22 protein-coding genes are annotated in these 24,675 nt (G+C 68.5%); 9 read left to right on the plus strand and 13 right to left on the minus strand.

Annotation, left to right across the window (positions count from 1 at the left end; translation table 11 throughout):
• Window positions 1-55 precede the first annotated feature (55 nt).
• Window positions 56-718: a hypothetical protein gene (locus FV560_RS05115; RefSeq protein WP_159620059.1), complete on the minus strand. Its 663-nt coding sequence runs from the start codon at window positions 716-718 to the stop codon at window positions 56-58.
• Between the two features lie 154 nt (window positions 719-872).
• Here FV560_RS05115 and FV560_RS05120 point away from each other — a divergent pair, with 154 nt between their 5' ends.
• Window positions 873-2,501 carry a DNA recombination protein RmuC gene (locus tag FV560_RS05120; RefSeq protein WP_159620061.1) on the plus strand — a complete coding sequence of 543 codons (1,629 nt, stop codon included), beginning with the start codon at window positions 873-875 and terminating at the stop codon, window positions 2,499-2,501.
• Between the two features lie 80 nt (window positions 2,502-2,581).
• Here FV560_RS05120 and FV560_RS05125 read toward each other — a convergent pair whose 3' ends face one another.
• Window positions 2,582-3,598 carry a 4-hydroxy-3-methylbut-2-enyl diphosphate reductase gene (locus tag FV560_RS05125; RefSeq protein WP_159620063.1) on the minus strand — a complete coding sequence of 339 codons (1,017 nt, stop codon included), beginning with the start codon at window positions 3,596-3,598 and terminating at the stop codon, window positions 2,582-2,584.
• An 85-nt stretch (window positions 3,599-3,683) separates the two neighbouring features.
• Entirely contained in the window at window positions 3,684-4,943 is a 1,260-nt protein-coding gene (locus tag FV560_RS05130) for a DUF418 domain-containing protein (RefSeq protein WP_159620065.1), read from the minus strand.
• Between the two features lie 300 nt (window positions 4,944-5,243).
• Here FV560_RS05130 and xseA point away from each other — a divergent pair, with 300 nt between their 5' ends.
• The 4 genes from xseA to FV560_RS05150 are packed head-to-tail and all read left to right on the plus strand — an operon-like array spanning window position 5,244 to window position 8,454.
• Window positions 5,244-6,542 carry an exodeoxyribonuclease VII large subunit gene (gene xseA, locus FV560_RS05135; protein ID WP_200837535.1) on the plus strand — a complete coding sequence of 433 codons (1,299 nt, stop codon included), beginning with the start codon at window positions 5,244-5,246 and terminating at the stop codon, window positions 6,540-6,542.
• Window positions 6,543-6,546: 4 nt separating this feature from the next.
• Window positions 6,547-6,870, plus strand: a complete 324-nt coding sequence (locus FV560_RS05140; protein ID WP_159620069.1) for an exodeoxyribonuclease VII small subunit — start codon at window positions 6,547-6,549, stop codon at window positions 6,868-6,870.
• A gap of 1 nt (window position 6,871) precedes the next feature.
• Complete coding sequence (locus FV560_RS05145) at window positions 6,872-7,798, plus strand: carbohydrate kinase family protein (protein WP_159620071.1); 927 nt, start codon at window positions 6,872-6,874, stop codon at window positions 7,796-7,798.
• A complete protein-coding gene (locus FV560_RS05150) occupies window positions 7,795-8,454 on the plus strand; it encodes a carbonic anhydrase (protein ID WP_235019936.1) in 660 nt (219 codons plus the stop codon). The genes FV560_RS05145 and FV560_RS05150 overlap by 4 nt, the downstream gene beginning before the upstream one ends.
• Window positions 8,455-8,535: 81 nt before the next feature.
• Here the strand turns inward: FV560_RS05150 and FV560_RS05155 are convergent, their stop codons facing one another.
• The 3 genes from FV560_RS05155 to FV560_RS05165 form a co-directional block, all read right to left on the minus strand.
• Complete coding sequence (locus tag FV560_RS05155) at window positions 8,536-10,086, minus strand: UDP-N-acetylglucosamine 1-carboxyvinyltransferase (RefSeq protein ID WP_159620073.1); 1,551 nt, start codon at window positions 10,084-10,086, stop codon at window positions 8,536-8,538.
• Between the two features lie 162 nt (window positions 10,087-10,248).
• Window positions 10,249-11,580, minus strand: coding sequence for a PhoH family protein (locus FV560_RS05160; protein ID WP_235019948.1), 1,332 nt, complete (start codon window positions 11,578-11,580; stop codon window positions 10,249-10,251).
• 477 nt (window positions 11,581-12,057) lie between these two features.
• On the minus strand, window positions 12,058-12,819 hold the full coding sequence (locus FV560_RS05165; protein ID WP_159620075.1) for an isoprenyl transferase: 762 nt from the start codon (window positions 12,817-12,819) through the stop codon (window positions 12,058-12,060).
• Window positions 12,820-12,995: 176 nt separating this feature from the next.
• Between FV560_RS05165 and trhA the strand changes: the two genes are divergently transcribed.
• Both trhA and FV560_RS05175 read left to right on the plus strand, forming a co-directional pair.
• Window positions 12,996-13,679, plus strand: coding sequence for a PAQR family membrane homeostasis protein TrhA (gene trhA / locus FV560_RS05170; protein WP_159620077.1), 684 nt, complete (start codon window positions 12,996-12,998; stop codon window positions 13,677-13,679).
• Window positions 13,680-13,836: 157 nt separating this feature from the next.
• Complete coding sequence (locus FV560_RS05175; RefSeq protein ID WP_200837536.1) at window positions 13,837-14,838, plus strand: PPK2 family polyphosphate kinase; 1,002 nt, start codon at window positions 13,837-13,839, stop codon at window positions 14,836-14,838.
• 95 nt (window positions 14,839-14,933) lie between these two features.
• On the opposite strand, the gene FV560_RS05180 is transcribed toward FV560_RS05175, so the two are convergent.
• Genes FV560_RS05180 through mca form a run of 3 tightly spaced genes read right to left on the minus strand, consistent with a single transcriptional unit; the run spans window position 14,934 to window position 16,836 of the window.
• On the minus strand, window positions 14,934-15,731 hold the full coding sequence (locus tag FV560_RS05180) for a nitrilase-related carbon-nitrogen hydrolase (protein ID WP_159620079.1): 798 nt from the start codon (window positions 15,729-15,731) through the stop codon (window positions 14,934-14,936).
• Window positions 15,728-15,994: a hypothetical protein gene (locus tag FV560_RS05185; RefSeq protein ID WP_159620081.1), complete on the minus strand. Its 267-nt coding sequence runs from the start codon at window positions 15,992-15,994 to the stop codon at window positions 15,728-15,730. The genes FV560_RS05180 and FV560_RS05185 overlap by 4 nt, the downstream gene beginning before the upstream one ends.
• Window positions 15,991-16,836, minus strand: a complete 846-nt coding sequence (mca, locus tag FV560_RS05190) for a mycothiol conjugate amidase Mca (RefSeq protein ID WP_159620282.1) — start codon at window positions 16,834-16,836, stop codon at window positions 15,991-15,993. Before mca ends, FV560_RS05185 begins: the two co-directional genes overlap by 4 nt.
• 114 nt (window positions 16,837-16,950) lie before the next feature.
• On the opposite strand from mca, the gene FV560_RS05195 reads away from it, so the two are divergent.
• Window positions 16,951-17,424: a DUF4307 domain-containing protein gene (locus tag FV560_RS05195; RefSeq protein ID WP_159620083.1), complete on the plus strand. Its 474-nt coding sequence runs from the start codon at window positions 16,951-16,953 to the stop codon at window positions 17,422-17,424.
• A 212-nt stretch (window positions 17,425-17,636) separates the two neighbouring features.
• A complete protein-coding gene (greA, locus tag FV560_RS05200) occupies window positions 17,637-18,116 on the plus strand; it encodes a transcription elongation factor GreA (protein ID WP_159620085.1) in 480 nt (159 codons plus the stop codon).
• A 120-nt stretch (window positions 18,117-18,236) separates the two neighbouring features.
• Here greA and FV560_RS05205 read toward each other — a convergent pair whose 3' ends face one another.
• The 4 genes from FV560_RS05205 to FV560_RS05220 all read right to left on the minus strand — a co-directional run bounded on the left by FV560_RS05205 (window position 18,237) and on the right by FV560_RS05220 (window position 24,452).
• Entirely contained in the window at window positions 18,237-19,568 is a 1,332-nt protein-coding gene (locus FV560_RS05205) for an AI-2E family transporter (protein WP_159620087.1), read from the minus strand.
• Between the two features lie 115 nt (window positions 19,569-19,683).
• Complete coding sequence (locus FV560_RS05210; protein WP_159620088.1) at window positions 19,684-20,997, minus strand: polysaccharide pyruvyl transferase family protein; 1,314 nt, start codon at window positions 20,995-20,997, stop codon at window positions 19,684-19,686.
• Window positions 20,998-21,035: 38 nt separating this feature from the next.
• Complete coding sequence (locus FV560_RS05215; protein ID WP_159620090.1) at window positions 21,036-23,300, minus strand: hypothetical protein; 2,265 nt, start codon at window positions 23,298-23,300, stop codon at window positions 21,036-21,038.
• 144 nt (window positions 23,301-23,444) lie between these two features.
• Window positions 23,445-24,452: a LacI family DNA-binding transcriptional regulator gene (locus FV560_RS05220; RefSeq protein ID WP_159620092.1), complete on the minus strand. Its 1,008-nt coding sequence runs from the start codon at window positions 24,450-24,452 to the stop codon at window positions 23,445-23,447.
• Between the last annotated feature and the right edge of the window lie 223 nt (window positions 24,453-24,675).

The raw sequence follows: 24,675 nt of genomic DNA on the forward strand, positions 1-24,675 counted from the left end.
CAACCTAAGGGCCAGCACGGACATCGTGATCCACCGCAAGGGGGAGATCGACCGGTCAGGCCTCGCCCTCGAAGAGCCCGCCGTCGAGGAGCCAGTGATAGCGCAGCCGCAGTGCTCGCTCCGTGCTCGCGACAAGCGCGGCCACCGTAAGTGCGATGTTGCTCCAGGCGGGAAGCGTCAGCGGTGATGTGAACGTACCCACATGCTCGGCCACGGGCGGAATGTGCGAGATCTGCTCGACGATCTGCGGCACCCCGAGGACAAGGGCGACCAGCAGGATCGCCACGGAAACGGCGCCGATCGCGCGGCTGACACCAGGGCGCTCACGTTCCAGTCGCGCTCGGCGCCCTTCGGCAGAGGCAGGGTCGGGGACGAGCTGTTGCTGGGCCCCGTCGTCGGAGACGAAATGGCAGCGCCGGAGGCCGTAGCCACTCGCGACCACTTCGATCGATCCACCCGGCACCGGGAGTACGGCAGGAAGCTTGGAACTGGCGTGATGACGGCCGTCTCTGAACAGGTGAGCCCGGACCTCGCCGTCGGAGTCGCCCCACAGGCGCACGTCGACCGACCACCGGCGGACCTCGCCGTCCTCCTCCCGCAGGGCCAGGTGCAGCAGCGAGCGCGACAGCGGCTGCCACCAGCGATACCGTCCCAGGGGCCGCCCGTCCCCTTCCCGCACTTTGCGCGCCGCACGCCAGCGCCCCCATCTCGAGATCACCCGTTTACGCTAGCCCGCACGCCGTGCGGCGCGGATCCATCAAGCGGATGAAACCGGCCGTTGTCCTCCTCCTCTGGTCGCACCGTCGTCACGGTTTCCCCGGCGGCGGCGCGCCCGTGGGGACGATGTCGGTGCCTCGTGGCACGGTGAAGGCATGGATCTCGCACAGCTCTCACTCGGACTGGCCGTGGGCCTCGTGCTCGGCGGCCTCGCCGGCGCATGGCTCATGCGTGCCGCACGCGGCACATCTGCCACCGGGGCAGGGGAAGCGAACGAGATCGCCGACCTCACCGATCGCCTGCACGCCGCCGAGGAGAAGGCGGCCCAGGTCCCGGTGCTGACCGAGCGGCTCGCTGCCGAGCGGGAATCACACGAACGCGCACTCCACGCGGCAGAACGTGCCGCCGACGAGCGGGCCGATCTCGAACGGGCCGGCTTCGAGCGGACGGTCGAGGCCGAGCGCGCACGGGCCGCCGAGCGCATCACGCAGGCGCAGGAGCGCGTCGAGGAACTGCGCGCCGACAGTAAGCGGATGTCGGATGAGTTCGAGGCGCTCTCAGCGAAGGTGCTCTCACAGACGCAGGAGTCCTTTCTCAAGCAGGCAGAGGAGCGCTTCGCACGCGCTCAGCAGCTCTCCGAGGCCGAGCTCGCCAAGCGGGAAGACGCCGTCAAGTCGCTCGTCGAACCGCTGAGCCGCACGCTCACCGAGGTGAAGTCCGGGATGGACCAGGCGGAGAAGGCACGGCTACAGGCGCACTCGACGCTCGCCGAACAGGTCAAGCAGATGCGATCGGACTCCGAGCACCTGCGCCAGGAGACGAACCAGCTGGTGACGGCCCTGCGTGCGCCACAGGTCCGGGGCAGGTGGGGCGAGCTGCAGCTGCGTCGTGTGGTGGAAGCGGCCGGGATGATCGAGCACGTCGACTTCGTCGAACAGGAGACCGTCAGCACCGACGGCGGGGCCTTGCGTCCGGACCTGGTGGTCACCCTTCCTGGCGAGAAGCGCGTCGTCGTGGACGCCAAGGTCGCGTTCAACGGCTACCTGGAGGCGATGGAGGCTCGGGAGGATTCCGTACGTACGTCACGACTGCAGGCTCATGCCCGCCATGTGCGCGACCACGTAGACGCCCTCGGCGCGAAAGCCTATTGGGAGCACCTGGAGAACACTCCGGAGTTCGTCGTGATGTTCCTGCCCGCTGAGTCGTTCCTGCAGGCGGCACTCGAGCAGGATCCGACGATCATGGAGCGCGCGTTCGAGAAGAACGTCGTGCTCGCAACCCCGGCCACACTCGTGGCACTGCTGCGCACCGTCGCCTACACCTGGCGCCAGGAACTTCTCGCACACGAGGCGCAGCAGGTCTTCCAGGTCGGGCGGGAGCTGCACAAGCGGCTCGGCACCATGGGCAAGCACCTCACCACGCTCGGCAAGCGGCTCAACTCCTCGGTCGAGGCGTTCAACGCCTTCAACCGTTCCCTGGACTCCAACGTCATCACCCAGGCTCGCCGGTTCAGCAACCTCCAGGGCCTGGATCCGGCGCTGGAATCGCACCCGCCGCTGGAGGTGCTCGCCACCCCCGCTCAGAAGCCCGACGTCTACGAGACAGCACAGCACACTGACGCCGGGCCCGCCCAGCTGCCGATCCGGGAGAACACGGCAGCGCTGCCGCTGGAGGGTCTCGCGCTGGAACCGGATCCAGAGATCGAGTCCCTCGTCGCCGACGCCACCCGGGACGCAGACAAGGTCAGCCACGGTTCGGCGGCACGCCGTACCAAGAAGGCCTGACGCACAGCCCTCGCCCGGTGGAGCGGATCGACGGAACGCTATGCCTCACTGGGCTCGGCCGGGCCCCGTGAGGGACGCCGTCAGGTAGCGGAGACGTCCAGCGAACGACGGGCGCCCCGGGCGGGCCGGCCCACCGGCTGGCCTGCCTTCTTCAGATCGGCGCGCAACTCCCGCGGGAGGGAGAACATCAAGTCCTCGGTGGCGGTGCGCACCTCCTCCATCTCACCGAATCCCCACTCGCCGAGCTGGGTGATCACGTCGCGCACGAGGATCTCCGGCACTGACGCACCCGAACTCAGGCCCACGCTGCTCGCACCCTCGAACCATGCCGGGTCGAGCCCATCGGCGGTGTCGACCCGGTAGGCGGAGCGTGCCCCGGCCTCGAGCGCCACCTCCACCAATCGCACCGAATTCGAGGAGTTGGCCGAGCCGACCACAATCATCACGTCCGCATCCGGAGCGATCTTCTTCACCGCCACCTGGCGGTTCTGCGTGGCGTAGCAGATGTCGTCACTGGGCGGATCCTGCAACTGCGGGAACTTCTCCCGCAGCCGGCGCACCGTCTCCATCGTCTCGTCCACCGAGAGCGTCGTCTGCGACAGCCACACCACCTTCTCGGGGTCGCGCACGCTCACGCTGTCGACCGCGGCCGGGCCGTCAACCAGCTGAATGTGCTCGGGCGCCTCACCCGCAGTCCCCTCGACCTCCTCGTGGCCGTCGTGCCCGATGAGCAGGATGTCGTACTCGTCCTTGGCGAACCGAACGGCCTCCTTGTGCACCTTCGTCACCAGCGGGCACGTGGCATCGATCGTGTCGAGGTTGCGTTCGGCGGCCTGAGCGTGCACAGCCGGGGAGACGCCGTGGGCGGAGAAGATCACCCGCGCGCCCTCGGGCACCTCGTCCGTCTCATGCACGAAGATCGCACCGCGCTTGGAGAGGGTCTCCACCACGTACTTGTTGTGGACGATCTCCTTGCGCACGTAGATCGGCGCACCGTAGTGGTCCAGGGCCTGCTCGACGGCTTCGACAGCCCGATCGACCCCCGCACAGTAGCCGCGGGGTGCAGCGAGCAGGATTCGCTTGGTGGAAGTCGTCACGGATTCAGTCTACGTGCCAGGTCGAGGCCCATCGGAGGGGCTGACCTGTGGGATCAGCCACCCGCCCGGCTCACGACGGCGTCCCTCACCGATAGGCGAGGCGGCGCAGCAGCCGTTCGGCTGGCCCCCGCCATCCGCGACGCTCGTAGAGGTAGGCCACCGCAGCGAGCAATGCCCACCCCGCCACCGCGATCGCAGCGACCCCGGCGCTGTTCAGGTCCGCCCCCAGTCCGATGCCCCAGGCACTCAGCAGCGGGGCGAAGATGACCGATTGGCCCAGGTAGTTCGACAGCGATCGCTTCCCCACGGCCTGGATCGCCACGACGGGCACACTCGCGGAACCTGCTCGCTGGAGCCTGTCGGCGAGGAGGGTGAAGACGGCGACGTAGCCGAGTCCGCCGAATATCCCAGTCACCGACTGGGTCAGGGTGAAGATCCACGACTGGTGCGGGCCGAGCTCGAACACACCCACATGAGTAAGTGCGTTGGGCAGCCCGCCCAGCACGCCGACGGCGACTCCGATCACCGCGGTGCGGCGCAACAGTCGTGCATGGGCCCGCGGATCCTCGAGGATCTGCCGGCGTGCAGCCCAGAACGCCAGCAGGATCATGGTCGGGACGACGAGTCCGATGATGCCCTGAGCGATCGCGATCAGCGGCCAGGTCGCCAGCCGCAGGAGGACGGAGGCGAGGTAGTCCTCCTCACCACTGAGGGCGGCAGGGTCGGCGAAGCCGCCGCCCTGCTCGAACGCTGGGTCGGCCGGGATGAAGGGCAGCGAGACCAGTCCCAGCAGAGTGATCACGGTCAGTATCCCGGTGAGCACGGCCGCCCACACGATGAGGGTCCGGTCCATGCGCCGCAGGAAGATCGCCACCATGATCAACCCGACCAGACCGTACGCACCGACGATGTCCCCGAACCACAGCAATGCGGCGTGGACCGCGCCGAAGACGATCATCCACCAGTGCCGCCGCCGGAGGATCGCCCGCACCGCCTGGTCGGTTGCACCGGCTTCGATCTGGCGCCGGTACAGCTGCACGATCCCGTACCCGAACAAGAACGCGAAGAGCGGGTAGATGCGGGCGTCGACGGCCGTGATCAGCAGGAACTGGACGATGCGGTCCAGGGTTGAACCGTCGACCGGGTGGGCCGAGGTCATGCCGGAAGCCTGTCCGTACAGATACCACGGTGTGTTCGCGAGCGCGATCAACAACAGCATGAATCCGCGCGCGAGATCGGGCGCCAGGGCCCGCTCCGTTGCGGTCGAAGGGCCTCGAACGAGAGCACCCGTGCTCGGTGCGGTCGAGGCGTCTGCGGTATCTGCGATCCGGCCGGGCTCAGTCATAGCGCCACCGTGACACTGCGTGAGGGGTGACCACATCGTCCGTTCGGGGGATCTGCGCGGCCGCATCTCCCTATCGCGAGTGATCGTGCTCCGCACCGAATCCCCATTCCGCCGGGGAACCCACGTCCGGAGGGATGGAAGGTGGCTCGGTGGCGGAAAGGGGATTCGACGCGAGGCAGGTGGGTGCTGGGGTAGGTGGTGGGTCCCGGGGGTAGGTGCAGGGCAGGCGTGGGCAGGTCGCGGGTGCAGGGCAGGGCGGGATGGCGTGGGATTGTCGGCGGGATGCGGCAGGCTAGAGGTATGCAACCGCCCGAGCCACGGTCCGGCGTCTCCCCCGGCGCTGCGCCCACCGATCTGCCCGCCCGGGCGCTGGACACCACGGCCGAGCACCCGTGGCCGGTTCGGCTCCTCTCGGTGAAGATCGCCGACTACGTCAACAAGATGGCCCCCGTCTGGGTCGAGGGTCAGCTGGTCCAGGTCAACGCGCACAATGCGTCCGCGAGCGCCTACCTCACGCTGCGTGACACCGATGTGGACATGTCCCTGAACGTCACCATGCTCAAGCGCCTGCTCGCCGGTGCCGGCACCGCCGTCGAGGAGGGCGCGCACGTGGTGGTGCGCGGCAAGCCGTCGTTCTGGGCCAAACGCGGGACGTTGAGCCTGCGAGCCACTGACATCCGCGCGATCGGCCTCGGCGAGCTGCTCGCCCGGATCGAGCACCTGAAACGGATCCTCGCAGCGGAGGGTCTGTTCGACGCCGACCGCAAACGCGCGCTGCCGTTCCTGCCCACCCGGGTCGGGTTGATCTGCGGGCGGGACGCCAAGGCCAAGCACGACGTCATCGTCAACGCCTCCGCCCGGTGGCCGCAGGTGCAGTTCGAGGTGCGCGAGGTGGCCGTCCAGGGCACGAGCAGCGTCGGCGAGGTCAGCCGTGCGATCGCCGAGCTCGACGCTCATCCGGAGGTGGATGTCATCGTCGTGGCGCGCGGTGGTGGGTCGGTCGAGGATCTGCTGCCGTTCTCCAACGAGAGCATGGTCCGCGCAGCGGCTGCATGCCGTACCGCGCTGGTAGCGGCTATCGGTCACGAGACCGACTGCCCGTTGCTGGACCTGGTGGCCGACTACCGCGCCTCCACCCCCACGGACGCCGCCAAGCGCATCGTGCCCGATATGGCCGCCGAGCTCAGTCGCATCGACCAGGCCCGGCACCGGATGGGGGCGGCGCTGCATCGCAGGCTCGCGGTCGAGTCCGACCGCCTGGCAGCGCTGCGCTCGCGCCCGGTCCTTGCCCAGCCGCATGTGCTCGCCGACAGCCGAGCCGAGCAGATGGACCGGTGGCGCGACCAGGGCCGGGCGGCTTTCACCTCTCGCCTCGAGCGGGCGGCCGGTGAGGTGGCCGCTCTCAGGACGGCGCTGCGCACCCTCTCCCCCGATGCCACCCTGCGACGGGGATACGCCGTGCTCCGCACCCCCACCGGGTCGGTCGTACGTGACCCGGCAACCGTCAGCGTCGGTGATGACCTGCGTGCCCTGGTGGCCGGTGGCGAGCTCACCGTGTCGGTGCGTGGAACCGGACCCACCCGCGAGACCTCGACGTGATTGGATGACCTGCGTGAGCGCCAGTACCGACGTCCGTGACCTCAGCTACGAGCAGGCCCGTGATGAGCTCGTCGAGGTGGTGAACAAGCTCGAGAGCGGCGCCGCCTCGCTCGAGGAGTCGCTCGACCTGTGGGAACGCGGCGAGGCGCTGGCGGACCGCTGCCAGAGCTGGCTGGACGCGGCCCGCGAGCGGATCGACGCTGCGCGCGGCGCATCCGCCGAGGCGAGCAACGACCCCGACGAGAACAGCGGCGAGAACGAGGGCGAAGACACGATGGCTGTCACGAACGAGCCAGTCGCGGCGAGCGACCCGGACGAGGAGAACTGAGATGACGCACGCCCTGGTGATCGGCGAGGCCCTCGTGGACGTCGTCCGAGCTGCCGATGGAACGGTGACCGAACACCCCGGAGGGTCACCGGCGAACGTGGCCCTCGGACTGGCACGGCTGGGACGCGACACCGAGCTCGCGACCTGGCTGGGCAAGGACGCTCGCGGCGAGTTGGTGAGTTCTCACCTCACCGCGAGCGGGGTTCGGCTGGTACCCGGCTCCGACCGGGCCGAACGCACCCCGACCGCCGTGGCCACCTTGGCCGGGGACGGCAGTGCAACCTACGAGTTCGACCTCGCGTGGCGCGTGCCCGAGGTCGCCCTCGATGACACTGTCGCGGTGCTGCACTCGGGCTCGATCGCCGGGACTCTCGCACCCGGAGGAGCGGCCGTCGCCGAGATCGCTGCCGCAGCACGTGAGCACGCCACGATCAGCTACGACCCGAACGCCCGCCCGACCATCATGGGCAGCGCCGACGAGGCACGGCCGGTGATCGAGCATCTCGTCTCCCTCGCCGACGTCGTCAAGGTCTCGGACGAGGACGTCGCCTGGCTCTACCCGAGAGAAAGCGACATCGAGGTGATCCAGCGGTGGGTGCACGCTGGACCGTCGGTCGTCGTCCTCACCCGCGGTGGGACCGGCTCGGTCGGCGTCACCGTCACCGGAGGATCCGTCGAGGTCCCGGCCCCGCGCACCGAGGTCGTCGACACCGTCGGTGCAGGCGACTCCTACATGGCAGGTCTGCTGGACGGTCTCTGGAGCGCGAACCTGCTCGGCGCCAGGCGCCGCGACGCGCTCCGCCTGATCGAGGAGGACGCCCTGCGTGCGGCCATGACCCACGCCGCCCGGATCGCGGCGATCGTCGTCTCCCGGGCCGGCGCCAACCCACCGACCACTGCCGAGCTGACCCGTGAGGAGAACGCGTGAGCGAGCGACCCACCACCCCCGCCGAAGCCTTCGCAGCCCTGACCGAGGGGAACCAGCGATTCGTCGCCGGCGAGATGGCTCACCCCAGTCAGGACGCTCAGCGACGTACTGAGCTCTCCTCCTCACAGCACCCGTTCGCGGTCCTGTTCGGATGTTCGGACTCACGCCTGTCGGCAGAGATCATCTTCGACCGCGGCCTGGGTGACCTGTTCGTGGTCCGCACCGCCGGGCACGTGGTCGACACCACCGTGATCGGGTCGATCGAGTACGGCGTCGAGATGCTCGGCACCCCGCTGGTCGTCGTGCTGGGCCACGACAGCTGCGGTGCGATCGCCGCCGCCCACCAAGCCCTCACGACCGGGGACCTGCCCCGCAACTTCGTGCGCGCCGTCGTGGACAGGGTGATCCCGAGCCTGGTCACCGGCGCCGGCAGCGCGGACGGATCGCGCGAGCAGTCCGAGGACCCACGCTCGGTCCGGCTTCCCGACCCGGAGAACCTGCAGTCCGAGCACGTGCGCGCCACGGTACGGATGCTGCACTCGTACTCGGCGACGCTCGCCGATGCGGTGGCCGAGGGTCGCTGCGCGATCGTCGGGATGGAGTACGCGCTCGGTGAGGGCACCGCCCGGGTCGTCGAGGTGCTGGGCGAGATCTGAGGCGCACCGCCACCACCACGTGGGTGCAGCATGCGTCGGTGTGCCGCGCACGGGCAGGAACCACCTGCCCGCGGCGGGCCATCAGTCGCGGAACGTCTCGATCTGCGCACCCAGCTCGATCAGCCGCTCCTGCAGTTGCTCGTAGCCGCGGGCGATGATGTCGACGTTGCGCAGCACCGAGGTCCCCTTGGCCGCGAGCATTGCCAGCAGGATCACGACGGCGGGGCGGAGCGCAGGCGGGCAGCTCACCTCGGCCCCGGACCAGCGGGTCGGACCGGTGACGTCCAGCCGGTGCGGGTCCAGCAACCGCACGTCCGCGCCGAGACGGGTCAAGTCGGTCAGGTGAATCGCCCGGTTGTCGTAGACCCAGTCGTGGATGAGCGTGGTCCCCGAAGCCGTGGCCGCAATGACCGCGAAGAACGGCAGGTTGTCGATGTTCAACCCGGGGAAAGGCATCGGGTGGATCTTGTCGATCGGGGCTCGCAGCTGGCTGGGATGGACGGTCACATCGACCAGCCGGGTGCGCCGGTTGGCAGCGGCGTACTCCGGCGAGAGCGTGTAGTTCAGACCCATCTCGGCCAGCGTGGCGAGCTCGATCTCCATGAACTCGATCGGCACGCGGGCCACGGTGATCTCCGAATCCGTCACGATCCCGGCAGTCAGCAGGCTCATCGCCTCCACCGGGTCCTCTCCCGGGGAGTACTCCACGTCGGTGTCGATATCGCGGACACCATGGACCCGCAGGGTCGTGGTGCCGATGCCCTCGATCCGCACACCCAGCAGTTCGAGGTAGAAGCACAGATCCTGCACCATGTAGTTCGGGCTGGCGTTGCGGATCGTGGTCACGCCCGGGTGGCGGGCCGCGGCCATCAGAGCGTTCTCGGTGACAGTGTCGCCGCGTTCGGTGAGGATGATAGTGGGACCGTCACCGCGATCGGTGCTGATGCTGCTGACGGTGGCCTCGTAGTTCCCGGCCGTGGCCACCACGTCCAGCCCGAACGGCCGCAGCGCAATCATGTGCGGCTCCACGGTGCGGGTGCCGAGGTCGCAGCCACCGGCATAGGGCAGCTCGAACGACTGCTCCCTCCCCAGCAGCGGGCCGAGGAACATGATGATGCTGCGGGTACGACGGGCCGCGTCGGCGTCGATCGAGCTGAGGTCGAGCTCGGCCGGGGGCACGATCTCGAGATCCTTGCCGTCCGCCGACCAGGTGGCGCGGACCCCGATCGAGCGCAGCACGTCGACGATCCGGTCAACCTCGACGATCCGGGCCACTGACCGCAGTGTGGTGCGACCCCGGTTGAGCAGCGAGGCACACAGCAGCGCGACTGCCCCGTTCTTGGAGGACTTCACCGTGATCGTCCCCGAGAGCCGTTGCCCGCCGGTCACGCGCAAGTGAGAGGCACGCGGGGTGCCGATGGACAACAGATCAGCGTCGAGGGCGGCGTTGATGCGCGAGAGCAGCTCGACCGACAGGTTCTGGCTGCCCTGCTCGATGCGGGCAATGGCACTCTGGCTGGTGCCGAGGCGTTCGGCGAGCTGAGTCTGAGTCAGCCCCCGGTTCTGTCGTGCCCCCCGGATCAGCGTGCCGATCTCCGTGAGCGAGGTCTGGGTCTCGTCGATCACCGTCATGCCGCCCATATTATCTCGGATCTGAGATATCTTCAGCCGTTTGAGACCACGATCACGGAATCTTCACGAGCTTCCACCCAACCGGAGCATAGTCCGGCCCGCCCCAACCATGGGCTGAGGCGGACCGGCGCACGCGGGGTGAGGGACGCCGTCGTGGGCTACTCAGGCCCCTTCGAGCATCTCGGTGACCAAGGCCGCCACGGGCGAACGCTCCGACCGGGTGAGCGTGACGTGCGCGAACAGGGGGTGCCCCTTGAGCGATTCGATGACCGCCGCGACGCCATCGTGGCGCCCCACGCGCAGGTTGTCGCGCTGGGCGACGTCGTGAGTGAGGACCACCCGCGAACTCTGCCCGATCCGGGAGAGCACGGTCAGCAGCACGTTGCGCTCCAGCGACTGCGCCTCGTCCACGATCACGAAGGCGTCATGCAGCGAGCGCCCGCGGATATGGGTCAGCGGCAGCACCTCGAGCATCCCGCGGTCCATCACCTCATCCACCACATCGGAGGAGACCACCGCGCCGAGCGTGTCGAAGACCGCCTGCGCCCAGGGGTTCATCTTCTCGGACTCGTTCCCGGGCAGGTAGCCCAGATCCTGCCCGCCCACCGCATACAGCGGCCGGAAGACCATCACCTTGCGGTGCTCACGGCGCTCCAGCACCGCCTCCAACCCGGCACTGAGGGCGAGCGCGGACTTCCCCGTTCCCGCTCGCCCGCCGAGGGAGACGATGCCGATATCGGAGTCGAGCAGCAGGTCGATGGCGATCCGTTGCTCGGCACTGCGGCCGTGCATCCCGAACACATCGCGATCCCCGCGCACCAGGCGGATCTGCTTGTCGGGGGTGATCCGCCCCAGCGCGGACCCGCGCGGGGAGTGCAGCACCAGCCCGGTGTGGCAGGGCAGGTCACGCAACGGCTCCGATGCCACGACATCGGCCACCGCGAGCGTCTCCTCAGCGAAGAGGCGGTTCATCTCCTCCTCCGAGAGCGACCCTTCGGCCATCCCGCGGAACCCGGAGTCGACGGCCAGCTGGGCCCGGTACTCCTCGGCACGCATCCCGACGGCAGAGGCCTTGACCCGCATCGGCAGGTCCTTGGAGACCACCACCACCGAGACGCCCTCGGCGCGCAGATTCGCCGCGACGGAGAGGATGCGGGTGTCGTTGTCACCGAGACGCATGCCGGACGGGAGGATCTCCGGGTCGGAGTGGTTGAGCTCGACCCGGATGGTCCCGCCGGACTCCCCGACCGGGACGGGCCGGTCGAGATACCCGTGGGTCTGGCGCAGGTCGTCGAGATGCCGCAGGGCGCTGCGGGCGAAGTACCCGAGCTCGGGGTGGTGGCGTTTTCCTTCCAGTTCGGTGACCACGACGATCGGCAGGACCACGTCGTGCTCGGCGAAGCGATAGATCGCCCGCGGATCCGACAGCAGTACGGAGGTATCGAGCACATAGGTGATGCGCTCACCGTCCGGCGAGGGACCGGCAACCGGCAACGGTGCGGCCTGTCCCTCACCACCCTCCGGCACATCGGGGACCGGGGTGTCGAACGTGAGGGACTCTCGGCTCACGGCTAGCTCCTCCAGCAGGGCCTGCCCTGCCGCTCACGCGACCAGGACAGGATCGGGGTGAGAGCGGGAGGCACCACATGAGCGCGGGCCGCCGGTGGCTCCACCTGCGGACTCGTCTGCGTCATGGGCTGGCCTTCCGGCGAACGACCGGGATGTCGTCCGGTAGCCCCAACCTACGACGGCGCTGGAGCGGTTTCGTCGATCGGCGCGCCGCGGTGGGACATCCGGGGCAAGAGTTCACGTGCCCGTTACCTCGCACTCATCCCCCTGCTCAACCCACCCGCGCACGCACCCCACTGCCCCACCCGCAGCCCTGCCCCACCCGCCGCGAACGCTGAGTTGTTCGGCGTCCGGCGCCGCAACGCCGAGGAAGTCAGCGTTCGCCGGAGACTGGAGGGCGCGTCATCGGCCCATCCGCCGCTCCCGGCCGGCATAGGCCCGCAGCGCACGCAGGAAGTCGACCCGACGGAAGTCCGGCCAGAACGCCTCGCAGAAGTAGAACTCGCTCTGCTCGCTCTGCCACAGCAGGAAGCCCCCGAGGCGCTGCTCACCGGAGGTGCGGATCACCAGGTCCGGATCCGGCTGACCCTTGGTGTACAGATGCCCCGCGATGGCCTCCGGGGTGATCACCTCGTCCAGGTCGTCCAGCCCGCGACCGGAGTCCTGCAACTCGGTGATCAACGAGCGCACGGCCCCCGCGATCTCGTCCCGCCCGCCGTAGCCGACCGCGATATTGACATGAAGCCCGTCCACGTCGCTGGTCAGCGACTCGGCCGCACGCAACCGCTGCGCGATCTCCTCGGGCAGCAGATCCAGCTCACCGACGAGCTGCAGCCGCCACCTGCGCGCGGCAGCGAGCCCCGCCACCGTGCTCGCGATGATCTCGAGCAGGTCGGTGACCTCACGAGAGTCCCGGAGCAGATTCTTGGTGGAGAGCATCCACAGCGTGACGACCGGGATCTCGACGTCCTCGCACCACCGGAGCAGATCGGCGATCCGGTCCGCCCCGGCCTGATGGCCCTGCGCCGGCTCCAGTCCGGCCGAGCGTGCCCACCGGCGGTTGCCGTCGAGCATCACGCCGACATGGTGCGGCAACCGGGCGCCGTCGAGGGTGCGCGTGAGCCGGCGCTCGTACAGCCCGTACAGAAAGGCGGGTGGACGCATCGTGTAGTGACCTCCTTCGCGTCACAGCATGGCGGGTCCATCCGCACCGGCCAACTCTCACGCCTGCGTCCACACCGTACCTTCACAGGATCGCTCGCGTACCTACGCTTGCGTAACCTACGATGGCGTAGGAAGCGCATCCGGTCCGGAGGCGACCCCTCACACCAGGAGCACCCATGTCACCTCACCGCACGGCTCCGGCCGAGGCCTCTGCCCAGGCGGCCGCGGCCGGCAAACCTCGCCTGCGTGGGTGGATCCACGCGGTCATGGCACCGGTCGCCCTCATCGTGGGCCTCGTCCTGGTGATCGGCTCCGAGACCACGACGGCGGCCCTCACCACCGCCGTCTTCGCTCTGACCACGGTGGTGCTGTTCGGTACGAGCGCGATCTACCACCGGGGCACGTGGTCACCGGCGGTGCACGCCGTCCTGCGACGCCTGGATCACTCGAACATCTTCCTGGTGATCGCGGGCACATACACACCGCTGGCAGCGCTGCTGCTGCCGGAGGCCACGGCGCGCATCCTGCTGATCGTGGTCTGGGCCGGTGCGCTGGCCGGGCTCCTCGCCCGCGTGTTCTGGATGAGTGCTCCGCGCTGGTTCTACGTGCCCGTCTACATCGCACTGGGCTGGGTGGCGATCTGGTTCCTGCCGCAGTTCTGGACCGGAGGCACTCCCGCGATCGCCGGCCTGGTGATCGCAGGCGGCCTCGGCTACACCCTGGGCGCGCTCGCATACGGGCTCAAGCGCCCCAACCCGATCCCGGGATGGTTCGGCTTCCACGAGATCTTCCACGCCGGCACGGTGGTGGGGTACGGCTGCCACGCGGCGGCCATCGCGCTGGCCGTCTTCGCTCTCTGAGCCACCCCTCTTCTGCCCGCATCGACACAGATGCGTGAAGCCGCGCATCATGGTGCACGGCTCCACGCCTCCGTGTCAGGCGCGTCAACCGGTGGGGCACCCGCTGTCCGCAGATCCGCGGGCCGCTAGGGTGGGACTCCCGAGAACGAGAGGACCCATGCCCATGGCTCACGACTTCGACGCACCCGTCGGTGACCTACTCCGCGTGGACGAAGGATTCGACCTGCGAACTTTCGACCGCCGAAGCACCCCCGGCTGGGAGCACGGGAAGAAGGCGGCCGAGGAGGCGCTCGCGGAGCGCGGGGAACGCCTCTCCGAGCTGCAGGAGCGCCTGTTCGCCGAGGGACGAGGCGGCGGCACTCGTTCCGTGCTGCTCGTACTGCAGGGACTGGACACCGCCGGCAAGGGTGGCATCGTCCGACACGCGATCGGCATGGTCGACCCACAGGGCGTGGATCTGGCCTCCTTCGGTGTGCCCACCGCGGAGGAGAAGAAGCACCACCACCTGTGGCGAGTTCGCCGCGCCCTGCCCCGCCCGGGTCAGATCGGCGTCTTCGATCGTTCGCACTACGAGCAGGTACTCGTGGTGAAGGTGGAGGAGCTCGAGTCGCTGGAGCTGCAGGACAAGCGGTACGAGGAGCTGGTGCGCTTCGACCGCAAGACCGTCGAGTCCGACACCATCGTGATCAAGGTGGCGCTCATGGTCTCCCACGAGGAGCAGGGCGAACGCCTGATGGAGCGGCTCGACCGGCCGGACAAGCACTGGAAGTACAACGAAGCCGACCTCCAGACGCGGGACAAGTGGTACGACTACCAGGCCGCGTACCAGGAGATGTTCGACCGCACCTCCATCGATGAGGCGCCGTGGCACGTCGTCCCGGCCGACCGCAAGTGGTACGCGCGACTGGCGGTCACCGAGCTGCTGCTCGAGGCGCTGGAATCCATGGACCTCACCTGGCCCGAGGCCGACTTCGACATCACGGCTCAGCGCGAGCTGCTCGCCGAGACCATCCGCGCTGACGGCGAGGAGGACACCGGCAAGGACAACAAGAAGTCCGGGAAGAGCGACGCGACGGACTCCAAGAACAAGAAGTCGACGAAGGACTCCACGAAGAAGGACTCCAAGAAGTCCAGCAAGAAGAAGTCGAAGAAGAAGTAGCCGGCGTCGCTGATCAGGTCGACCCAGGCGTCCTGATCATTATCGTCCGGATCCCTGCCTGGGGCCCACCACAGCCCGCCCGCCGCATCCTTCTCTCACGCGCGAGGGATGACGGCGTACTTGCGGTGCGCGAGACTCGGCACCTGGTCACGGACGCGGGCGAGGAATTCGGGGTCGAGATCGGCGACGATCACGCCATCGGGCGCGCTCTCGTCACCGGCCCGGGCGATCGGCCGACCCACCGGATCCACCACCTGGCTGTGACCGCTGCGACCACGCCCGTCCTGGCTCGCGAGGAGCACATAGGCCGTGTTCTCGATCGCACGGGCACGCACCAGCACCTCCAGCTGGTCCGCCTTGCCCGGACCGTCCGCCCAGGCTGCCCCGACGGCGAGCACCTGCGCTCCGGCGTCGGCGAGCAGTCGGAAGGACTCGGGGAACCGCAGGTCGTAGCAGGTGGCGATCCCGACCGTCAGGCCATCGACCTCGACCACGACAGCCTGGCCGGGAGCGCCAGGGTCGAGCACCTCGGACTCCCTCACGCCGAACGCATCGAACAGGTGCACCTTCTCGTACCGGCCGCATGCTGCGCCGTCGGGGCCGTAGACGAGGGCGACGTTCACGCACCGCCCCTCCTGCGACGAAGGTTCCAACGCGCCGACGATCACCGTCACCTGCCGTTCGGCCGCCACCTGCGACATCGCCTCATGGAACTCTCCCCCAGGTGCTTCGGCGAGGTCTGCCTTCAGGCGCGAGGCCCATCCGGAGGTGTACTCAGGCAGCACGACCAGGCGTGCCCCGGCCTCTGCAGCGGCCCGCACCCTGGCGACCGCCGCCTGGATGTTCTGGCCGCGATCGTCCTGGGCGCTCAGCTGCACGACGGCGACCCTCATGGGGTTCCACCCTCCCGGGGAGGCTCATCCGGTGAGGAGGGGGCGCCGTCAGGAGGCTCCTTGCTTTCACCGGGAGTTTCCTCCGCCTGCCGGTCGCCTTCGGCCTGCTCGGCGGCACGTGCCTGGATCCGCCGCATGTGCACGGTGAACGAGCGGGCAATCAGGATGATCACGACGGCGAGCGCCAGCATCGCCCAGAAGGCACCGACGCCGGGACTCACCAGGGTGGGATCGACCCCCTCGGCCAGCGGCACGCCGGTCATGGACGCAACCCGGCGAAGAGGTCGTCCTCGGGCGTGGAGGTCGGCACCCGCGAGTGCACCAGTTCGTATTCCTCGATCGGCCACACCTGCCGCTCGAGGTCACGAGGAACGGCGAAGAAGAACCCGTCCGGATCGATCTGGGTGGCGTGCGCGAGCAGCGCGCGGTCACGATGATCGAAGTAGTCGGCGCAGTGGATCCGGGTGGTGACCTTCTCGGCGCGATCGTCGCGGTCCCAGCGATCCATCCACTCGGCGAACGGCGACTCCAGGCCCTGCTCGACCATGGCCTCGTGCACTGCGTGGATCCTCGCCCGCGAGAAACCGTGGTCGTAGTACAGCTTGGAGACCTCCCACGGCTGACCCGCCTGCGGGAACTTCTCCGGGTCGGCGGCGGCATCGAAGGCCGCCATCGACACCGTGTGGGTCATGATGTGGTCCGGGTGCGGGTAGCCGCCGTTCTCGTTGTACGTGGTCATCACGTGCGGGCGGAACTCGCGCACCACGCGCACGAGCGCCTCGGCCGCCTCGTCCACCGGCACCAGCGCGAAAGCATCCTCCGGGAGCGGGGGCAACGGGTCACCCTCCGGCAGCCCGGAGTCGACGAACCCGAGCCACAGCTGGCGCACGCCCAGCGCCTGCGCGGCGGCGGCCATCTCCCGGCGCCGGTAGCCGGTCATGTCCCGCTGCACCTCGGGGTCGTCCTGCAGGCGGGGGTTGAGGATGTCTCCCCGCTCGCCGCCGGTGCAGGTGACCACGAGCACCTCGACGCCCTCGTGGGCGTAGCGAGCCATCGTGGCGGCGCCCTTGCTCGACTCGTCGTCCGGGTGAGCGTGGACGGCCATCAGCCGCAAGTTCTCGCCAGGCACAGCTGGATCCTCCGGGGGAGAGATGATGGACAATGGTCACATCTCGCCGCGACGGCGAGACGTGATGCCCTCTAGTCTAAGGACGAACGCGTGCCGCCAGCACCGCCCCGGTCCGAGGCCGATGCGCGCCCTGGTCACGACCGCGAGCGATCTGCCAGGGATGACACCGCGGAACTGATGGCCCAGCGATACGGGCAGCGTCCGGGAGATGCCGCACGCCGGCGCCGCTGGACCTGGGTGGTCGCTTCGATCTGCGCAGTCCTGGGCCTGGCCGCGTTGACCATGGTGTCGGTCCAGTTCTTCGAACCGACTGTCACGTCGCAGGACGTCGGTTTCGAAGTGGTCGATGCCGAGACAGTCCGGGTGACCTTCGACGTCTCCCGTCCGGTCGGCCGCGAGGCCCAGTGCACGCTGGAGGCCCTGCACACCGGATTCGGGCAGGTCGGACTCCTCGAGGTCCCGGTACCAGCCAGCACGGAACACACGACCAGGATGACCGCGGAGATCGCGACCACCGAGCTGGCGACCACGGGCATCGTGCGGGAGTGCCGGCTCATCGACTGAGCCGAGTGCCCAAGCGGTTCGCACACGGCTCCTGCAGCGACTCACCGGGCCCGGAATCGCACGTTCTGGCCCGAACGCGCTATCATGACTGTTTCCCGCCGCCCCGGTGCGGCCGCACATAGGCTAGCCAGCCCGGGGGCCGGAACTCCCGCACACCCACATCGCGGTGTGATGCGGTCGAGCACCGGCCAACGCAGATTGAAGGAGGAACCGTGTCCGAGACCACGTGGCTGACCAAGGACGCATTCGAACGTCTTCAGGCGGAGTACGACCACCTCATCAGTGTCGGCCGGACCGAGATCGCCAATCGCATCGAGGCCGCGCGCGACGAGGGGGACCTGAAGGAGAACGGGGGCTACCACGCCGCTCGCGAGGAGCAGGCCAAGCAGGAGGCTCGCATCCGTCAGCTCGACGACCTGCTGCGCAACGCCGAGGTCGGAGAGGCACCTGCCGATGATGGCGTGGTCGAACCCGGCATGGTCGTCACGGCGAAGGTCGCCGGCGATGAGATGGTCTTCCTGCTCGGATCCCGCGAAGTGGCCGGGGACACGGACTTGGACGTGTACTCCTCGGGCTCCCCGCTCGGATCGGCGATCCTCGGCAAGAAGGTCGGGGAGAAGGCCTCCTACGAGGCACCCAACGGCAAGACCATCGCCGTGGAGATCATCAAGGCAACGCCCTTCTCCGGCTGAGGCTGCCTACACACGTGATGCCCGCCCGGTCGCTCAGATCGGGCGGGCATCGTCGTCCCTCGGGCACGAGGACGGCGGAGCTCACCGTCGCGGGACGATTCCGCCAAGGCAGCGCTCACCTCAGCCGGGTGGCCCTTCCGGCGCGCTCTGCGTCCCGGGGTCCTGGACCTCAGCGTTGCGGCGCCGCTTGCGCCGGCGCAGGCGTGGTTCGAACGGTGCAGGTTCGGGCCGGCCCGCGAGGAAACTGACGACAGTGTTGCCGACCGCGATGACCGGAACCGCGAACAGTGCACCGACCACTCCCCCGATGATGGTGCCGGTGGTCACCCCGAGCAGCACAGCGACGGGGTGCAGCTTGAGGGCGCGGCTCATGAGGATCGGCTGCAGCAGGTGAGACTCTGCCTGCTGCACGAGCAGCACCACACCGAGCATCGCCAGCGCGATCCACGGCCCTTGGTCGACCATTGCCACGGCGACGGCGATCGATCCGGTCACGATCGCACCGACGATCGGGATGAATGACCCGACGAACACCAGCACCCCAAGCGGCAGCGCGAGCGGGACACCAAGGATCCAGGCGCCGAGCCCGATACCAACGCCGTCAATGAAGGCCACGAGGAGCTGGGTGCGGGCGTACACGCTGAGGCTGACCCAGCCCCGCTGGCCCGCGCCGTCGACCCGCTCCCAGGTGGCGCGGGGGAACAACTGCACCACCCAGTTCCAGACGACACGGCCTTCCTTGAGGAAGAAGAAGAGGCAGAAGATCGCGATCAGGGCACCGGCCACGACGTGCCCGACGGAGGTGCCCACGGAGAGAGCGCCGCTGAAGATCTGCTGGGCGTTCGCCTCGAGCTGGTCCTGGATCTGGGCGATGTAGTTGTTCAGCTCTTCGGTGGACAGCTGCAACGGCCCGGTACTCAGCCATCCCAGGAACTCCTGGATTCCCTCCCAGGCCGTGTCCGCCAGGTCCCGGATGCCGGAGGCGATCGAGGCGCCCGCCAGAGTCAGCAGGCCACCGATCACCACGATCGTCGCCAGCAGGGTGCCGACTGTGGCGAGCGTGCGCGGGATCCCTCGCCGATCGAGCCAGTTGACCAGCGGCGAGAGCAGCGAGGAGACGAGGAGGGCCACCAGAACCGGGACGACGACCGTCTTGATCTGGGCGAGGGCGACGGCAGCCACGGAGATCGCGAGCACGATGATGACGAATCGCCAGGACCACGCCGCAGCTGCCCGGATCGGGCGAGTCACGGGGGAGGTCGGGTCAGCGTCCGGATGGGCCGGCCCTGCGCTGCCGGCCGACGACGTGCTGGACGCGGCCGGCACCTGGCCACGATCGGACCCGACGGCTGCGGTGGACACACCGGACGCCTGTGGTGCGTCGCGTTCGGCTACGTCATTCTCGGGCACCGTCGAATCGTCCTCGGGCTGACGCTCGTGAGTATGCGACATGTGCGCTGCTATCCCCTCCTCGGCGATAGCCGTCAGGGTACCTCCCGGCTACCGGTCTGACCGGCAACCACGAGTCGATCGGGCGCCCTCACGGCGCACCCCTGCGCAACAACTGTCAGACAAGCCCGAGGGCGGGCCGGGCTGACCTCTCGGCCGCATCCAGCCGATCCGCCGCCGACACCGCTCTCTCAGCCATCTGCTCCAGGCGGGACTGCGCCTGCTCGCGCATCCGAGCGGTCAGCTCCCGAGCGGGCCCGCCACCGTCGGCGACCAGTTCAGCCAGCGCATCGGCGAGACGTTCGGCGGCGTCGTGCGCTTCGATCTCCACCACCCGTTCCGGCGCACCGAGATCGGCGAACATCGCGCCCTTGATCGTCTCCGTGGGTTGACGCAGGTACAGCGACGGCGTGCCAACCGCGGTGGCCAGGATCGGCGAGTGGCAGTCCATCGAGAGCACTGCGGCCGCCTGCCGGTACACCGCTGTCGCTGTCGGGAGGTCCCAGTACTCGGCCAGCACCCGCACCCGTGGCGCCACATCACGGGGAAGGATCCGCGGGAAGTGTTCCGCGGCAAGCTGCACCGCATAGCTCATCTCGGGTCCGATGAGCACGTCCTGCCCGGTGCGGCGCACCCAGGAGGTGATCGCCGAGGCCAGTACGGCCATGTCCTGCTCGTCATGAGCAGCATTGACGGCGTCCTTGTAGTGGTCCAGCTGCTCGGGCGCCCGGTTGTAGATGCGGTGGTAGGGCGCATACCGCGAGCGCGGTACAGCGACGAGGAACCCGGGGCGCAAGCCGAGTTCGGTGATGAGCGCGGCTGCCGCGTGGTCGTCGGCGAGGTCGTAAGCGAACGTCGCGTCGGGCCCCCACTCCAGGCATGGTGCGCCCGTGCTCTGACCGGCGAGGTAGTCACGACTGAGGGAGTCGCGGCAGTACAGGAACGCCGCACCGGCGAACAGGTCACGGTCCCGCTCGTACATGTAGTCGCCGGGCAGCGCCTCAATCTGCGCACGCGCCTGTGCCAAGGTGCTCGGGGTGAGCAGACCGAACGGGTCATAGGTGATGCCGAAGACGCCGTAGGGACGTCCGGTGCGCTGCCACCGGTACATGTCCCGGCCCGCCACCAGTCCGCTGCCGGAGCCGTGCACGAGCAGATCCGCCTCCTCCCAGGCCCGGGCGAGCTCAGGTGTGCTGGCCACGTCGTGCTCGTCGAACCGTCCCTCGACGATCTCCAGCCAGGGCTGGCGCTCGGCGAACATCGCACGTTCACGATCGTTCAGGCGCATCGCCCACAGCGTGATCCTCGCCTCCGGGTCAGCTTCGTGCAGTACCGCCGCCGCGCCGGGCGAGTGCGCAACGTCGCCGATGTTCACGGTCGCCCAGGATGAACGCAGCAGGATCCGGCGGGCAGAGGCAGCGGTGGTGGTCACGGGGAAGGTTCTCCAGGATTCAGGTAGTCGGGCGGATGTCAGGACGAGGTGGGCAGGTGCGTGGTCGAGACGCGCACTCCCGTGGTGCTGTGCAGCCGCGCAAGCACGACGGCTCGAACATCCGGGTCATCGGTCCGCACACGTCGACGCAGGCCCTCCCCCGGAGCGAGCAACTGGTGGTCCGTACCGCCGGTCCCAGCGATGCGCACGTCCACGGCAGTCGGTTCGAGGTTCACGGCGTGCACGTCGAGGTACCGCCCGCTCAGATCGTCGACGACGGTGCCGGTCGTGGCCACAGCAACGTCACCGGAGACAGTGGTCATGTCGACGGTGGTCAGCTCCAGCGTGATCGTGCCGGGATGATCGATCCAGCACCGGGTGACGTTGTGGGTGCCCGCGGGGAAGTACCACTTCGAGGTCGACTCCAACCGCACCGGCAAGGCCGCACCCCAGGAGAACAGGAAGCGGTGCGTGCCGCGGGTCACCGCCATCCAGGTGGCGGTGGTGGAGACCGTGGCCTGACCGCCACCCCAGTGAGTTCCGTCGGAGAGTTCGACCTCATCCTCGGCCAACAGCAGCAAGGGAATGCGTTCCTGGGCAGCGCCGTTCGTGGTCACGGTGCGCTCGATGCCGTTCTGGTGATGGACGACGTCGGTACTCACGATGCCGTCGGCACTCACCGAGCGGGTGGTGAAGGTGCCAGTGACGGCGGACAGGTCGCCTGCCGTCAGCGGTGCGCCGCCGGCATCAGGGCCAGCGTAGTAGGTGACCGTGGAGTCGGTCAGAGCACTGTCCACGTCCGCCCCCTCAGGCCCTGCTCCTGGAACGAATGTGGTCCACCAGGAGTCGAAGTACCCGTTCAGTGAGCAGACAATCGTCCCGGCATCAGGATGCCAATAGAGGCCGGTACCGGTCCGCGCACGCCCCTCGATCTCACCGTCGACGGCAGCCGTGTAGTAACCGGGACGGCGCACGAACAGCATGTCCTGGTCGAGCGTGCCTTCCCGGTGCTCGGTGAAGGTGCTCTCGGCGAGTGGGCGCATCGCGGCAAACTGGGCGAGCCGGGAGGTACCGGAGACATTCTCTGGCGCGTCGGGCACATGCATCCACAGCCGTGGCGACGTCGCTCCCTTGGCGAGCGGCGCCACCGGATCGGGGCTGGATGCCCACTGAGTGCGCTTCTGATGCTTCTTTCCCGAACTGACGTGCAGGGCCCCGAGCATCGGCACCTCAGGCACGAACACGCGCGAGAGTGCGGACCGATCGTCGGCGTCGGCTGGGGTGTCGTCCCGTGAGACTCCGAAGTTGCGCGCCGAGGCGGCGGAGAGGGTGGCGAACGCCGTGGTACCGGGCTCGCGAAGGAGGACGTACTGCGCGAAGTCCATCCAGTCCTCGGCCATCTGCACGAGCGTCGGGTTGCCGGTGATGAGGTACAGATCAGCAAGGTCGGGCAGCATCACGGTCGCGTTGTAGGCCAGGTCGAAACCGACCGGATCATGAAAGTACCCGGCGGGCGCTCGGCCTTCGTCGGCGAGCAACTCGATCCGGTCATCCAGGTCCGCGGCAATGGCGGCATCGCCGAGAACCTCAGCCGTGTGCCCCACTCCTGCCAACGCCGCCGCGATCTGGTTGGTATACCGGATCGGGAGTTGCCAGTGGTACGTCGTGGTGTCGAGCAGGTAGGCGCACGCGGAGCGAAGCGCAGACTCGATCGCAGGCAGCCGCGCGGTCAGCACACCTTGACGGTCGAGGTCGCCATAGGCGCTGGCCAGCGCCACGGCACCGAACCCGGTGGCTGCCAGGCTGTTGGCTTGGTAATCGACGGGAAAGGCGCCGTTCGCACCCTGCAGACCGAGGTAGTAGCCGATCGCCGCATCCAGGCGCCCGGCCAGGTTCGCGTCGAGGTAGTAGGGGTTCCAGGGGCGGTCGTTGGTCAGGAACCAGGCCAGGGTCGCGACATGCTCCATGATGCGGGAGTTGTTCTCGACGTTCGGTGTACGCCACCAGCCGTCTTCCATCCACCCGTACGTGGCCGGATCGTCGTCGACCACGCTGTTCGCAAGCGGTGCCAGGATCATCAGATAGCCGGCGAAGACCTGCTCCTCAGGCGCAAAGTGAGAGCGGTCCGGCAGGCCGGCGGGAAGGGGCGCCACCAGTGGGAGCACCGTTCCCGCCGAGGTGGCATGGGCAGGGCCGGCCGTGATCGGTCCGGAGAGGATCGCCGTCGCGCTGAGCGCACCGACACCGAGCACGGTTCGGCGGGTCAGGGGCGGCAGTTCGTGTCGCGGGCTCGTCTCAGTCATGGTGCTGTGCTCCTTCTGTGCGTAGGTGCGTCGTTGCTCCCGTGAGATGGAACGTTGCATCATGCGGCGACAGCCTGTCAAGCGGCACCTGACCGGCAAGGGCGCCGCAGCAGGCGTCAGAGCGCGAACGTCAGGGTACGAGCGTCAGGGCGCTTCGGCGGTCGATCCGCGCACGATCACGCGGGGCGCCGGATCATCGACAACCTCGTCCACCCGCGCGCCACCATCGATCATCGCGGCGAGGGCGGACTGCCCGGCGTAACCGAGTTCGTAGAAGGGCATCTTCAGCGTGGTCAGCGCCGGCCGGGTGAAGTCAGCCGCCTCGATATCGTGGTAGCCGATCACGGACAGTTCTTCGGGGACGCGGATGCCCATATCGGCAGCGGCGCCGAGCACACCGGTGGCGGTCGTGGAGTTCGACACGAGCATGGCCGTCGGGCGCTGCCCACCGCCGAGGATCGACCGAGCAGCTTCGTACCCATCCTTCGGCGCGAAGCCGACGGGGCAGACCCACTCCTCACGCACCTCGTGGCCACCGTCGGCCAGCGCCTCACGGAACCCGACACGGCGCTCGTCATCGGCGAAGTAGCCGATGGTGCCGCCGACGAAGGCGATCCGTTCGTGACCCAGACCGGTCAGATAGTCCGTCGCCACGCGGGCACCTCGACGATGGTTGAGCTGGACGCCGCCGCGGTCAGTGGCAGTCTTCCCGTGGTCGAGCTGGACCACCGAGTACTGGCGCTTCGCACTCTTCATGTCCATCTCGAACGTGTGCGGGGACCGGAGCAGCAGTCCGTCCACTCGCCCCTCCCCGACGAGCTTTCGCAGCAGGTTCGACTCAGGCAGGATCCGATTCGCCTCGGTCAGGATGAGCACATACCCGGTCGCCTCGGCCGCGTCCTGAATACCGCGGAGCATCTCGGCGTACACCGGGATACCGAGTTGCGGAATCACGCCCGCGACCAGACCGGACTTGGCCAGGCGCAATGACCGTGCCGCATGATTGGGCACGTACTGCATCTCGTCCACGATCCGCAGCACCCGGTCACGGACGGCGGCGCTGGTGCGTACGTGCTTGCTCCCGTTCAGCACGGCGGAGACCACCGAGACGGAGACACCGGCCCGCTCGGCCACATCGCGCAAGGTGGTCATGAGAGGGGATGCTAACACCCGGCCGGTTCGTCATCTCCGCAGGTGAGGGCACGATGCAACCTTCAATCTTCAGACCACGAGAACCGGGTTCGGCCACCGGCCCACGCGGTCCGAGGGCGGGTCCACCTTGACGAGCGCACCATTGCGGACTAACGTCCCGGAGCAGCAGTAGATGCATCGTTAAATCAGATGGATCTCACGCCCACGACCAGGTACGGCCCAA

The sequence above is a fragment of the Ruania rhizosphaerae genome, assembly GCF_009805705.1.
In the GTDB taxonomy this organism is placed as follows: domain Bacteria; phylum Actinomycetota; class Actinomycetes; order Actinomycetales; family Beutenbergiaceae; genus Ruania; species Ruania rhizosphaerae.

What these genes read in the sequence shown, in the direction of transcription:
- FV560_RS05120 (WP_159620061.1), top strand. Translation starts at nt 873, where the DNA reads ATGGATCTCGCACAGCTCTCACTCGGACTGGCCGTGGGCCTCGTGCTC.
- FV560_RS05130 (WP_159620065.1), bottom strand. Translation starts at nt 4,943, where the DNA reads ATGACTGAGCCCGGCCGGATCGCAGATACCGCAGACGCCTCGACCGCA.
- xseA (WP_200837535.1), top strand. Translation starts at nt 5,244, where the DNA reads ATGCAACCGCCCGAGCCACGGTCCGGCGTCTCCCCCGGCGCTGCGCCC.
- FV560_RS05140 (WP_159620069.1), top strand. Translation starts at nt 6,547, where the DNA reads ATGACCTGCGTGAGCGCCAGTACCGACGTCCGTGACCTCAGCTACGAG.
- FV560_RS05145 (WP_159620071.1), top strand. Translation starts at nt 6,872, where the DNA reads ATGACGCACGCCCTGGTGATCGGCGAGGCCCTCGTGGACGTCGTCCGA.
- FV560_RS05155 (WP_159620073.1), bottom strand. Translation starts at nt 10,086, where the DNA reads ATGACGGTGATCGACGAGACCCAGACCTCGCTCACGGAGATCGGCACG.
- FV560_RS05165 (WP_159620075.1), bottom strand. Translation starts at nt 12,819, where the DNA reads ATGCGTCCACCCGCCTTTCTGTACGGGCTGTACGAGCGCCGGCTCACG.
- trhA (WP_159620077.1), top strand. Translation starts at nt 12,996, where the DNA reads ATGTCACCTCACCGCACGGCTCCGGCCGAGGCCTCTGCCCAGGCGGCC.
- FV560_RS05175 (WP_200837536.1), top strand. Translation starts at nt 13,837, where the DNA reads ATGCCCATGGCTCACGACTTCGACGCACCCGTCGGTGACCTACTCCGC.
- FV560_RS05180 (WP_159620079.1), bottom strand. Translation starts at nt 15,731, where the DNA reads ATGAGGGTCGCCGTCGTGCAGCTGAGCGCCCAGGACGATCGCGGCCAG.
- FV560_RS05185 (WP_159620081.1), bottom strand. Translation starts at nt 15,994, where the DNA reads ATGACCGGCGTGCCGCTGGCCGAGGGGGTCGATCCCACCCTGGTGAGT.
- mca (WP_159620282.1), bottom strand. Translation starts at nt 16,836, where the DNA reads ATGGCCGTCCACGCTCACCCGGACGACGAGTCGAGCAAGGGCGCCGCC.
- FV560_RS05205 (WP_159620087.1), bottom strand. Translation starts at nt 19,568, where the DNA reads ATGTCGCATACTCACGAGCGTCAGCCCGAGGACGATTCGACGGTGCCC.
- FV560_RS05215 (WP_159620090.1), bottom strand. Translation starts at nt 23,300, where the DNA reads ATGACTGAGACGAGCCCGCGACACGAACTGCCGCCCCTGACCCGCCGA.
- FV560_RS05220 (WP_159620092.1), bottom strand. Translation starts at nt 24,452, where the DNA reads ATGACCACCTTGCGCGATGTGGCCGAGCGGGCCGGTGTCTCCGTCTCG.